This window comes from Banduia mediterranea (assembly GCF_031846245.1).
Taxonomy (GTDB): domain Bacteria; phylum Pseudomonadota; class Gammaproteobacteria; order Nevskiales; family Nevskiaceae; genus Banduia; species Banduia mediterranea.
On the sequence record NZ_JAVRIC010000043.1, the window covers coordinates 1 to 12,477 of the forward strand.

The following is a 12,477-nucleotide window of genomic DNA, read 5'->3' on the forward strand; positions in this document are numbered from 1 at the left end:
CGGGACGCTCCGTCCTTAAATTTTCTTAGCCAAAGAAACCACCCGCCGATGGAGTCTCATCGCGGGTCGGAAAAACCGCCGTTGTGGCGGAACTGGTTGTAGTGGACTTCGCGAGCGCCCGATGGGTTCCGGAGTCGCAGAATCTCCACTTTGGTACTGCATCTGGAGCATCAGAGCGCGCCTGATCTCTCCAGCCTTGGTGGACATCGTCCACCTCACGCTGGTGCCCAGCACAGGATTCGAACTTGCGATTGCTCGCTCCGCTCGCCATCGCTGTGCGATGCACTGATTGGAGGTCACAGGTCCGAATCCTGATCTCTCCAGCCTTGGTGGATCACTCCACCTCAATTCTGGTGCCCAGCACAGGATTCGAACTTGCGATTGCTCGCTCCGCTCGCCATCGCTGTGCGATGCACTGATTGGAGGTCACAGGCTCGAATCCTGATTCCTCCAGCCTTGGTGGATCACTCCACCTCAATTCTGGTGCCCAGCACAGGATTCGAACCTGTGACCTCACCCTTACCAAGGGTGTGCTCTACCGACTGAGCTAGCTGGGCCGCTTTGACGCCATCTCTCTACAACATCCCGTCGATCATGGAGCGGGAGACGGGGATCGAACCCGCATCATCAGCTTGGAAGGCTGAGGTTCTACCATTGAACTACTCCCGCCTACGCCAACCACTCCCAAACCGCGAGGTTCCGACCTGTGCCGCGCATGGCGCGTAACAGGATGGTGGAGGGGGTAGGATTCGAACCTACGTAGGCATAAGCCAGCAGATTTACAGTCTGCCCTCGTTGACCGCTTGAGTACCCCTCCCCGTTCGGCTATCCGGGTTTTCGCAACCGGCCGGGCCGAGCGAGCCGCGTATTCTCGTGACCGAGGGGCCGCCCGTCAAGGAAATTTCGATGACAATTCGAAACCAGGGCGAACTCAGGTGCCGCGCGGCTTGGCACGCGCTGTCGGGTTCGCGGCCAAGGGGTCTTCCGGCCAGGGGTGTCTGGGGTAGCGGCCACGCAGATCCTTGCGCACGTCGTGATAGGCGCCGAGCCAGAAGCCTGCGAGGTCCTGTGTAACCGCGACCGGCCGCCTTGCGGGCGACAGCAGGTGCAGACTCACAGTTGTGCGCCCGTCATTGACCCGCGGCGTCTCGGTGCAGCCGAACATTTCCTGAAGTTTGACAGCCAGCACCGGCGAGGCCCCATCGGCGAAGTATTCGAGGCCGGGACGGGAACCGCTCGGAACCGGGATGCCGGTGGGCGCCCGTCGCAGCAAGGCCTGCTGCATCGAGTAGTCGAGCCGCGATTCCAGTATCGTCCGCAGATCCAGCCGCGCCAGATGTTCGCGCCGGCTCATGCCGGACAGATGCGGCAGCAGCCAGTCGTCCAGCGAATCCAGCAGACTGGCGTCGTCGACCATCGGCCAGGCCTCGTCCGGGCGCCAGCGCCGCAGACTTTCCACACGCGCCTGCCATTGCCGTGAGGCCTCGGTCCAGGGCAGACAGTCGATGCCGAGGCGGCGGATGCCCTCGACCATCGCCGCACCAATCTCATTACCAGCGTCCCCGCCGAGCGGCTTCGCGCTCAGCACGATCGCACCCAGCGATTCCCGTTCCTCGGCGACCACTGCCTGCGCTGCCGCATGCCAATAAACCTCACGGCTCCGTGACGGTGGTAGCGCCGAACGCGCATCGACCTCGTTCAAGACCGCCGCCAGACGAATCCGACGCGGTGGCGCCGGATCCCAGTGCGCGATGGCCAACCAGTCCGTGCGTGCCAGTGCATCGCCGGCCGGCAACCGCGCCTCGGCGCCGTCGGCACACAGGAACACCCCGTCCTGAGCCTCGCGCCGACGCGCGATGCGCTCCGGAAAGGCCTGAGCCACCGTCAGCCCCAGCAAGGCGGGATTCGGACGATCATCCGGACCCGCGTCGGCCTCGCCCTGTCGCATCAACTGGCGGACGCCGTCGCGCAGGCGGGCGCTGCCCGGCCCGTGCTGCGCTTCGCGCAAGCGCAGTTCGAGATCGACCGGGCCGGCGCTGCGACCGTCCAGCAGTGCGGCCACCCAGGCCGCAGTCGCGCGATCCGGACTTGCATGCAGCATGTGTGCGAGACGCGGCGCCGCCGGCACCGCCAACAGGCGATGGCCCTGCGGCGTGATCCGTCCGTCGGTATCGATCGCGCCGAGCCGTTCGAGCAGTTCCCGCGCGTAGTTCCAGCGTACCGCTGACGGCACGTCCAGCAAGGGCAGGCGCGCCGGATCGAACACACCCCAGGCGGCCAGTTCCAGCGCGAAGCGGCTGAGGTCGGCGCTGAGAATTTCGGGCGTATCGTGCGCGGGAAGTGCCGCGTGTTGATCGGCGCTCCATAGCCGCCAGGCCACACCGGGGCCGAGACGTCCCGCGCGGCCGGCGCGCTGCTCGGCCGAGGCGCGCGAGACCCGCAAGGTTTCGAGACGATTGGCCCCGGAGCCGAGATCGAAGCGTGCGACGCGGGCATAGCCGCCATCGACGACTGTGTTGACGCCTTCCACCGTCAGGCTGGTTTGCGCGATGTTGGTGGCGAGAATGATCTTGCGCCCGCCACCGGCCGCAGGCTGCAACGCGACGTCCTGCTCGGCGCTCGACAGTTCGCCGTACAGCGGGCAGATCAGGGCGTCCACGGATGCAGCCTCCAGACGTCGGCGCGCGCGCTGGATTTCGCGCGCGCCCGGCAGAAACGCGAGCACGTCGCCGCTCGACTGGTCCAGAGCCGTGCTCGCCACGATCGCCACGGACTCGCCCAGATCCGCGCCGGGCGCGATCGGTCGGTAGCGCAGATCCACCGGAAACTGCCGACCGCCGGCCTCGACCAGCGGCGCCTCTCCCAACAGCGCGGCGACCCGCGCCATGTCCAGCGTCGCGGACATCACCAGCACACGCAGTTCGGGATTGATTGCGGCGCGCGCATCCAGCGTCAGCGCCAAAGCCAGATCGACGTCCAGGCTGCGCTCATGAAACTCGTCGAAGATCACCAGACCGACACCGGGCAGTTCCGGATCGGCGTGCAGACGCCGCGTCAACAAGCCTTCGGTGATCACCTCGATCCGGGTTTTCGCGGATACGCGCCGCTCGAAGCGAATGCGATACCCCACGGTGTCGCCAAGCGCTTCCCCCAACAGGGTCGCCATGCGTGCGGCGCTGGCGCGCGCCGCCACGCGCCGCGGCTCCAGCATGAGGATGCGTCGGCCGCGCAGCCACGGCTCGTCGAGCAGCGCCAGCGGCAACAGCGTGGTCTTGCCGGACCCCGGTGGGGCCGCGAACACGGCACGACCCTGCCGTGCCAGTGCCTCGCGCAGCGCGGGCAAGGCGTCCAGCGCGGGCAGTTGGGGCAGGCGGGGGCGATGCGCCATGATGGCTTGCGGCTTCTCGGCTAAGGATTCGAATCGGGGCGGCCATTATCGCGCAAGCGCGTCGCGGCCTATCATGTACCCATGTATGAGCACGAACACCACAGCCACGACCACAGCGCCGGAGCAGCGCTGTCGACCGCGGTGTGGATCACCCTCGCCTTCGCCGCCGTCGAGGCGGTCACGGGCTGGTGGGCCGGCTCGCTGGCGCTGATCGGTGACGCCGGACACATGGTCACGGATTCGGGCAGCCTGCTGATGGCCTGGGTCGCGGCCCGCTTGGCGCGCCGCCCTGCCGACCACAATCACACCTGGGGCCACGGCCGCGCCGAAGTCGTGGCCGCGCTGCTGTCAGCGCTGACAATGCTGCTGATCGTCGGCAGCATCGTCTACCACGCGATCGAGCGTCTGCGCGAGCCGGTGGCGGTGCAGGGCATCGCGGTGATCGGCGTCGCGACCATCGGCCTGCTGGTCAACCTCGTGGTGCTGCGCACGCTCTCGCACAGCCATCAGAATCTCAATACGCGCGGCGCCGTCCTGCACGTGATGGGCGATCTGTTCGGCTCCATCGCCGCCGTCGCAGCCGGCATGGTGATCTGGCTGACCGGCTGGACACCGATCGACCCGATCCTGTCGCTGCTGATCTGTGTACTGATCGTATTTGCCAGCATTGGCCTGCTGCGTGATGCGCTGCATGTGGTCATGGAGGGCGTACCGCGCCATCTGGACATCGCCGCAATCGGCAAGGCCATGGCCGAAACACCGGGTGTCATGGGGGTTCACGACCTGCACGTGTGGCAGGTCAATTCCGACCGAATCGCATTGTCGGCCCACGTCGTGCTGCGCGACCTGAGAAAATGGCCACCGATCCTGGAAGCCCTGCGCGTGTGCCTGGACGAAGGCTTCGGCGTCGAACACGTCACGCTGCAACCGGAACCGGTAGAAGAAGTCGCCTTGCCCACGCCCCGTGCCGTGGGACGGGAGCGCGTTTCGCGCTGATGCATCGAATTCGCAACAACATAGAAAAATCATGAACCAAGTCCTCAGGGAACTCGTCGAACTGCTCGACGTCGAAGCGCTGGAGCGCAACCTTTTCCGCGGGCTGTCACGTGATCTGGGCGGACACAGCGTGTTCGGCGGGCAGGTTGTCAGCCAGGCGCTGGTCGCGGCCAGCCGTACCGTGGATGCCTCGCGCACGCCGCATTCGCTGCACGCCTACTTCCTGCGCCCCGGCGACATGGCCCATCCGATCATCTACGAGGTGGACCGGGTCCGCGACGGCAAAAGCTTCGCGACACGGCGCGTACAGGCGATTCAGCACGGCGAGGTGATCCTGTCGATGATCACCTCCTTTCACCGTTCGGAAGACGGCTTCGATCATGCCTTCGAGATGCCCGAGGTTGCGCCGCCGGACAAACTGCCGGACGAGCACGAATTGCGAGTGGCCCTGGTCAGCCAGAGCAACAGCATTCCCGAACAATCGCGCGCGGCATTTCTGCGGCCGATGCCGATCGAGATCCGCCACATTCAGCCGCTGGATCCGGCCAAGGCCAACGTGCCGCGCGAGCCGATGCAATCGGTGTGGCTGCGCGCCGCCGGCAAGCTGCCGGACGATCCGGTCCTGCACGCCTGCGTCCTCGCCTACGCCTCGGATTTTCATCTGATCGGAACCGCCCTGCGGCCGCATGGCCATTTCGGCTTTTCCGGAGACGTGCAGGTGGCCTCGCTCGATCACACCCTGTGGTTTCACCGACCGCTGCGCATCGACGACTGGTTGCTGTACGCGATGGACTCGCCGTCCGCGTACGGCTCGCGCGGCTTCGCGCGCGGCCTGTTCTACGACCACGAGGGCCGGCTCGTGGCCAGCGCCGCGCAGGAAGGTCTGGTTCGCCGTCGTCCCCAGCAAGCCTGAACCCACCCCAAGTTTCGCGCCCGGAGCCCCATCGATGGACCGACGTACCGTGCTGAAATCGGCAATGACGCTTGCGGCCTATGGCCTGCCAGTGCCGGCCTTGCTGCTGTCCGGTCAGGCCGGCGCTCGCCCGATCGGCGAGAAGAAGCCGTTCGACTACGCCTGGCTCAAGGGCCACGCCCGCGATCTGGCAGCGCGCCCTTTCGAATCGCATGAGGACGAGCTCCCGGAGTCCCTCGGCAAGCTGTCCTGGGACGACTATCAGTCGATCCGCTTCCGCCCTGAAAAATCACTGTGGAACACCGACGAAAGCGCTTTTCGCGCACAGCTGTTCCATCTGGGCCTGTTCTTCAAGACCCCCGTGCACATGTACGAGGTGGTCGACGGCGAGGCCCAGCAGATCGGTTACGACCGCGACTATTTCGAATACGACGGCGACGCTCCGCTCGGCGATCTGCCAGCCGATCTCGGCTATGCCGGCTTCCGCATCCAGTTCCACACCAACTTCAATCTCGACCTTGCCGCCTTTCTCGGCGCCAGCTATTTCCGCGCCGTCGGCGAGAAGATGCAGTACGGCATGTCCGCACGCGGGCTCGCCATCGACACCGGCATGGACCGCCCCGAGGAATTCCCGATGTTCTCGGCCTACTGGCTGGAACGTCCGGCGGACGGCGCCACGCACCTGCGGGTCCATGCCCTGCTGGACTCGCCGAGCACCACCGGCGCCTATGTCTTCGATCTGCATCCGGGCCGCAACATGGTCATGGACATCGACGTGGCGCTGTATCCGCGAAAACCGATCGAACGGCTCGGCATCGCGCCGCTGACCAGCATGTACCAGACCGGAGAAAACGACCGGCGCATGGCCAATGACTGGCGCCCGGAAATCCATGACACGGATGGCCTCGCGATGTGGCGCGGCAATGGCGAATGGCTGTGGCGGCCGCTGGCGAATCCGCGCCATCTACGCATCAACTCGTTTCTCGACGAGAATCCGAAAGGCTTCGGCCTGCTGCAACGCGACCGCGATTTCGACAATTACCAGGACGACGGCGTGTTCTACGAGAAGCGTCCGAGCGTCTGGGTGCAGCCGCGCGGCGAGTGGGGCAAGGGCGCGGTGATGCTGGTGGAGATTCCCACGATCGACGAAACCTTCGACAACATCGTCGCCTTCTGGAATCCGGAAGCCCCGTTTGCGCCGGGCGAGGAGCACTTGTTGTCCTATCGCCTCAACTGGGGCGAAACGCCGCCGGACGTCCCGTATGAACTGGCGACCACGCAGGCCACACGCAGCGGCATCGGCGGCGTCGTCGGCCAGCCGCGCAAGTACTTCTCCTGGCGTTTCGCGATCGACTTTTCCGGCGGTGTGCTCGACATGATCGGCCCGGATGCCAAGGTCGTGCCGGTGATCACCGCCTCGCGCGGACGCATCGAGATCACTTCAGCGCGGCCGCTGCACGAGATTCGCGGCCGGCGCGCGATGTTCGATCTGGTACCGGACGATTCCATGGAGCCGATCGATCTGCGCGTCTACCTCAAGCTCGGCGATCAGCCGCTGACCGAGACCTGGGTGTATCAGTATCAGCCGCCACCCGCGGACGAGCGACGCTTCCAGTAGGGCGGACGCACCACGCAGAGATTGTTTCGGCAGGTTGATTGCGTCAGCTTCCGGATTTCCGTCCTGCGCGAATCACATTCGAGCCGACGGTTTGCCTGGGGCGCGACTTCGGAAGTACCGGGGTCGCAGCCAGACGCGTACGACGGCCGCGTCTGGCACTACACTGCGCGCATGCTCAATTTCACCAAGGTTGCCTTGCGCCGCGGGCCGCGCAAGCTGCTCGACGATGTCTCACTGACGATCTATCCCGGCTGGAAGCTCGGTGTCGTCGGCAGAAACGGCACCGGAAAATCCAGCCTGTTCGCGCTGGTGCTGGGACAGCTGACCACCGATCACGGTGAGGTCTCGCTGCCGAAAAACATCGAGATCGCATCGGTTGCTCAGGAAACGCCGGCGCTGCCGCTGCCGGCCATCGACTATGTGCTGGATGGCGATGCCGAACTGCGCATGCTCGAACGCACACTCGCCGAGGCGGAAGCCGGCCACGACATCAATGCCATCGCCCACTGCCATGACCGGCTCAACGCCATCGGCGGTTACGCCGCGCGCGCCCGCGCCGGCAAGCTGCTGCACGGCCTGGGCTTTTCCGGCGGCGAACAGGAACAGGCCGTGGCCGACTTCTCCGGCGGCTGGCGCATGCGCCTCAATCTGGCCCGGGCGCTGATGTGCCGCTCCGAACTGCTGCTGCTCGACGAGCCCACCAACCACCTCGACCTCGATGCCGTGATCTGGTTGCAGGACTGGCTGATCCACTATCCCGGCACGCTGCTGCTGATCTCGCACGACCGTGAATTTCTGGACGCGGTGTGTTCGCACACCCTGCATCTGGAGGGCGGCGGCGCCGTGCTCTACAGCGGCAACTACTCGCAGTTCGAACGCCTGCGCGCAGAGAAACTGGCGCAGCAGGGCGCCGCCTACGAACAGCAGTCACGCCGCATGGCGCACCTGCAATCCTTCGTCGACCGCTTTCGTGCCCAGGCCACCAAGGCCCGCCAGGCGCAGGCCCGCATCAAGATGATCGAGAAGATGACGCTGGCCGCGCCGGCGCATCTGGACTCCGAATTCAGCTTCGAGTTTCCGACGCCGGAACGGCTGCCCTCGCCGATGATCCAGCTCGACGGCGTGCGCGCCGGCTACGCGGACAAGCCCATCCTCGGCGGCATCAAGCGTTCGATCCAGCCGGGCGACCGCATTGGCCTGCTCGGGCCCAACGGCGCCGGCAAGTCCACGCTGGTGCGCACCCTGGCCGGCGAACTGGCAGCGCAGGGCGGTGAACTCAAACGCGACCCCTATCTGAAGATCGGCTACTTCGCGCAGCACCAGCTCGAACAGCTCGACCCGGCCGCGTCCGCGATCCTGCATCTCAAACGTCTGGACCCGGCAGCCAGCGAGCAGGCGCTGCGCGATTTTCTGGGCGGCTTCAACTTTCGCGGCGACCGCGCACTGGAAGCGATCGCCCCGTTCTCCGGCGGCGAAAAGGCGCGGCTGGCGCTGGCGCTGGTGGTCTACCGTACCCCCAATCTGCTGCTGCTGGACGAGCCGACCAACCATCTGGACCTGGACATGCGCCACGCGCTGGAGCTGGCCTTGCAGGCCTACGCAGGCGCGGTGATTCTGGTGTCGCACGATCGTCACCTGCTGTCCACCGCCTGCGACAAACTGTGGCTGGTGGCCGACGGACGCTGTCAGGATTTCGATGGCGATCTCGACGACTACGCACGGTGGCTGGTGAGTCGCCATCGCGCCCCCGACAGCAGCGCCGCCGAAGACAGCGGTCCGTCCGCGCGCGACCAGCGTCGCAGCGCCGCCGAACGACGTCAGGAAGCCAAACCCCTGCGCGATCGACAACGCAAGCTCGACCAAGACATGCAGAAGCTGTCCAAGCGGCTCGCCGAGATCGAAGCCGCGCTCGCCGATCCCGCGCTATACGAAGACGCGCAGCGCGGTCGCCTGTCCAAGCTGGTTCAGGAACAGGCTGCGCTCGGCAAACAGCTCGGCGAGGTCGAGGAACAGTGGCTGGAGGTTTCGGAGCAACTGGAAGCCTGAAAAGGCTATTGGCCTCGCAACAAAGACGCGAAGAATGGCCGCAGGTGGTTTCCGTCCAGAAACTATAATAAGTTGATATTGCTGATGTTTTCAGACAAACGGCGATAAAAACATCGACGACAAGCCAGGCTTGTCAGGAAAGCGGTGTCGGTCGCAGCAGGCGAAATCGGCTCATCGTCAAGCCCCGTGCCTACCGGTCGCCACGAATCCGGTAAAACTCGTCAAGTCGCTACCGGTCACTGCGGGAATGCAGCTGAAATCGGGCGTTTCTGGACGGGCACTAATTGGAATTGCTGTTGGAAGAGCTTGGATGTTGACAATGGGCCGGCGGCTCACTATATTGCGCGCCCTTGTCTGGCGGGCCGATTCCGTAAACACGAAGTCGGCCCGCCATCTCTTTCATAAGTCGGGAAGTTCCTTTCGTGCCTACGATCAATCAGTTAGTGCGCAGCGGTCGCTCCACGAAGGCGGCCAAGTCGAAGGTGCCGGCGCTTACGGGTAGCCCCCAGAAGCGCGGCGTCTGCACTCGTGTCTACACCACCACGCCGAAAAAGCCGAACTCCGCACTCCGCAAGGTGTGCAAGGTCCGTTTGACCAATGGGTTCGAGGTCATCTCCTATATCGGTGGTGAAGGGCACAACCTTCAGGAGCATTCGGTCGTGATGATTCGCGGCGGCCGAGTCAAGGATCTTCCCGGCGTGCGTTACCACACCGTCCGCGGCGCGCTCGACTGCGCCGGCATCGACAAGCGCCGCCAAGGCCGCTCCAAATATGGCGCCAAGCGCCCCAAAGGTAACTGACGGGCGTTTTCGTGCCCGTCTCGATGCAGCCCCGTCATTAATCAGGTAATCGCGTCATGTCCCGTCGTCGCAAGCCAGAACAGCGCAGGATCCTTCCGGATCCGAAGTTCAAGTCCGAGCTTCTCGCCAAATTCATGAACATGATCATGGAAGACGGCAAGAAGTCGCGTGCCGAGCAGATTGTCTACGGTGCGCTGGATATCATCGCCGGAAAGAAGAGCCTCGACGAACCGCTGCCGGTGCTCGAGACTGCGCTGGACAACATCCGTCCGGCCGTCGAAGTGAAGTCGCGTCGTGTCGGTGGCGCGACCTATCAGGTGCCGATCGAGGTTCGCGCCGTGCGCCGTACGACGCTGGCCATGCGCTGGGTCATCGACGCGGCCCGTGCTCGCGGCGAGAAGGGCATGGCCGAACGTCTGGCCGGCGAGCTGCTGGATGCTTCCGAGCATCGCGGCGCCGCGGTCAAGAAGCGTGAAGACACGCACCGTATGGCGGAAGCCAACAAGGCCTTCTCGCACTTCCGCTGGTAACCCACAAGATTTTTTGAGGTTTTCCTCAAGAGGATATTGCCGTGCCCCGCACGACCCCCATCGAGCGCTACCGGAACATCGGAATCTCCGCACATATTGATGCGGGCAAGACCACGACCACCGAGCGCGTCCTGTTCTACACCGGCGTCTCCCACAAAATGGGCGAGGTCCATGACGGTGCTGCGACCATGGATTGGATGGAGCAGGAACAGGAGCGTGGCATCACGATCACCTCGGCTGCGACCACCTGCTTCTGGCGGGGCATGGACAAGCAGTTCGAAGAGCATCACATCAACATCATCGACACCCCGGGCCACGTCGACTTCACGATCGAAGTCGAGCGCTCGATGCGTGTGCTCGATGGCGCCTGCATGGTGTATTGCGCGGTCGGCGGCGTGCAGCCGCAGTCCGAGACGGTCTGGCGCCAGGCGACCCGTTACAAGGTGCCGCGCATCGGTTTCGTCAACAAGATGGATCGCACCGGCGCCGACTTCTTCAAGGTCGTCGAGCAGATGCGTCTGCGCCTGGGCGCCAACCCGATTCCGTTGATCATTCCGATCGGCGCGGAAGAAGGCTTCCAGGGTGTGGTCGACCTCATCACGATGAAGGCGATCTACTGGAACGAAGAAGACATGGGCATGACCTATGAACTTCGTGACATTCCGTCGGAGTTGCAGGCGACTGCCGACAGCTGGCGCGAGAAGCTGCTGGAAGCGGCCGCCGAATCCTCCGAAGAGCTGATGGACAAGTACCTCGAAGGGGGTGCTCTGACCGCCGAGGAGATCATGGAGGCGATCCGCGAGCGCACCGTGAAGCTCGAGATCGTGCCGATGATGTGTGGCTCGGCGTTCAAGAACAAAGGTGTCCAGTTCATGCTGGATGCGGTGATTCGTTACCTGCCGGCGCCGAACGAAGTGGCGGCGATCGTCGGTACGGATCCGGACGATTCCGAGAAGAAGCTCGAGCGTCATGCGGTCGACAGCGAGCCGTTCGCGGCGCTGGCGTTCAAGATCGCCTCCGACAAGTACGTGGGTTCGCTGACCTTCATCCGCGTCTATTCGGGCGTGCTTGAAGCCGGTTCCAGCGTGCTCAACCCGCTGACCGGCAAGAAGGAGCGCATTGGTCGTCTCCTGCAGATGCACGCCAACAAGCGCGAGGAAATCAAGGAAGTGCGCGCCGGCGACATCGCTGCCTGCGTCGGCATCTCCCACATCGTGACCGGTGCGACGCTGTGCGATCTCGACCAGCCGATCGTGCTTGAGCGCATGGAGTTCCCGGAGCCGGTGATTTCGCAGGCGGTCGAGCCGAAGACCAAGGTCGACCAGGAAAAGATGGGTATCGCGCTGTCCAAGCTCGCGATCGAGGATCCGTCGTTCCGCGTCCACACCGACGAGGAATCCGGCCAGACCATCATTTCCGGCATGGGCGAGCTGCATCTGGAAATTCTCGTCGACCGCATGAAGCGCGAGTACGGCGTCGAAGCGAACGTCGGCAAGCCGCAGGTGGCCTACCGCGAGACGATCAAGTCGACCGTCGAGCAGGAAGGCAAGTTCGTGCGTCAGTCCGGCGGCCGCGGCCAGTACGGCCATGTGTGGCTGCGTCTGGAGCCGAAGGCGCCGGGCGAAGGTTACGAATTCGTCAACGCGATCGTCGGTGGCGTGGTTCCGAAGGAATACATCGGTGCGGTCGACAAGGGCATCCAGGAACAGATGAAGAACGGCGTGATCGCCGGCTTCCCGATCGAGGACGTCAAGGTCACGCTGTACGACGGTTCGTACCACGATGTCGACTCCAACGAAATGGCGTTCAAGATCGCCGGCTCGATGGGCTTCAAGGAAGGCGCGCGCAAGGCCAATGCCGTCATCCTCGAGCCGATCATGGAAGTCGAGGTGGTGACGCCGGAAGATTACATGGGTGATGTCATGGGCGACCTTTCGCGCCGCCGTGGTGTCCTCCAGGGTTCGGAAGACGGTCATTCCGGCAAGGTCATCAATGCCGAAGTGCCGTTGTCCGAAATGTTCGGGTACTCGACCACGCTGCGCTCGATGTCACAGGGCCGCGCGACGTACACGATGGAATTCAAGAAGTATCAGGAGGCGCCGAGCAACATCGCCGCCACCCTGATGAAGAAAGAAGCCGCTTAACCCGTACCCGAATCAAACTGGGTCAGAGATAAGAGAACAGTC

At 64.3% G+C, this 12,477-nt stretch carries 8 protein-coding genes and 3 tRNA genes; 7 read left to right on the plus strand and 4 right to left on the minus strand.

The window, feature by feature from the left end:
• Positions 1-481: 481 nt before the first annotated feature.
• The 4 genes from RM530_RS18000 to hrpB form a co-directional block, all read right to left on the minus strand.
• Positions 482-557, minus strand: a tRNA-Thr gene (locus RM530_RS18000).
• 38 nt (positions 558-595) lie between these two features.
• A tRNA-Gly gene (locus RM530_RS18005) sits at positions 596-669 on the minus strand.
• Between the two features lie 62 nt (positions 670-731).
• A tRNA-Tyr gene (locus RM530_RS18010) sits at positions 732-817 on the minus strand.
• 114 nt (positions 818-931) lie between these two features.
• Positions 932-3,388 carry an ATP-dependent helicase HrpB gene (hrpB, locus tag RM530_RS18015; RefSeq protein WP_311366650.1) on the minus strand — a complete coding sequence of 819 codons (2,457 nt, stop codon included), beginning with the start codon at positions 3,386-3,388 and terminating at the stop codon, positions 932-934.
• An 81-nt stretch (positions 3,389-3,469) separates the two neighbouring features.
• Here hrpB and RM530_RS18020 point away from each other — a divergent pair, with 81 nt between their 5' ends.
• From RM530_RS18020 to fusA, 7 genes are all read left to right on the plus strand, one after another.
• Positions 3,470-4,384, plus strand: a complete 915-nt coding sequence (locus tag RM530_RS18020; RefSeq protein WP_311366651.1) for a cation diffusion facilitator family transporter — start codon at positions 3,470-3,472, stop codon at positions 4,382-4,384.
• Between the two features lie 31 nt (positions 4,385-4,415).
• Complete coding sequence (tesB, locus tag RM530_RS18025; protein ID WP_311366652.1) at positions 4,416-5,297, plus strand: acyl-CoA thioesterase II; 882 nt, start codon at positions 4,416-4,418, stop codon at positions 5,295-5,297.
• Between the two features lie 34 nt (positions 5,298-5,331).
• Positions 5,332-6,915, plus strand: coding sequence for an OpgD/OpgG family glucan biosynthesis protein (locus RM530_RS18030; protein WP_311366653.1), 1,584 nt, complete (start codon positions 5,332-5,334; stop codon positions 6,913-6,915).
• A 171-nt stretch (positions 6,916-7,086) separates the two neighbouring features.
• Positions 7,087-8,961, plus strand: coding sequence for an ATP-binding cassette domain-containing protein (locus RM530_RS18035; protein ID WP_311366654.1), 1,875 nt, complete (start codon positions 7,087-7,089; stop codon positions 8,959-8,961).
• 422 nt (positions 8,962-9,383) lie between these two features.
• Positions 9,384-9,761, plus strand: a complete 378-nt coding sequence (gene rpsL, locus RM530_RS18040; RefSeq protein ID WP_311366655.1) for a 30S ribosomal protein S12 — start codon at positions 9,384-9,386, stop codon at positions 9,759-9,761.
• Positions 9,762-9,817: 56 nt separating this feature from the next.
• Complete coding sequence (rpsG, locus tag RM530_RS18045; protein ID WP_311366656.1) at positions 9,818-10,291, plus strand: 30S ribosomal protein S7; 474 nt, start codon at positions 9,818-9,820, stop codon at positions 10,289-10,291.
• 41 nt (positions 10,292-10,332) lie between these two features.
• Positions 10,333-12,435, plus strand: coding sequence for an elongation factor G (fusA, locus tag RM530_RS18050; RefSeq protein WP_311366657.1), 2,103 nt, complete (start codon positions 10,333-10,335; stop codon positions 12,433-12,435).
• Positions 12,436-12,477: the final 42 nt, after the last annotated feature.

Bases quoted from the DNA above. Each gene is read 5' to 3' on its own strand.
- hrpB (WP_311366650.1), bottom strand. From the start codon at position 3,388: ATGGCGCATCGCCCCCGCCTGCCCCAACTGCCCGCGCTGGACGCCTTG.
- RM530_RS18020 (WP_311366651.1), top strand. From the start codon at position 3,470: ATGTATGAGCACGAACACCACAGCCACGACCACAGCGCCGGAGCAGCG.
- tesB (WP_311366652.1), top strand. From the start codon at position 4,416: ATGAACCAAGTCCTCAGGGAACTCGTCGAACTGCTCGACGTCGAAGCG.
- RM530_RS18030 (WP_311366653.1), top strand. From the start codon at position 5,332: ATGGACCGACGTACCGTGCTGAAATCGGCAATGACGCTTGCGGCCTAT.
- RM530_RS18035 (WP_311366654.1), top strand. From the start codon at position 7,087: ATGCTCAATTTCACCAAGGTTGCCTTGCGCCGCGGGCCGCGCAAGCTG.
- rpsG (WP_311366656.1), top strand. From the start codon at position 9,818: ATGTCCCGTCGTCGCAAGCCAGAACAGCGCAGGATCCTTCCGGATCCG.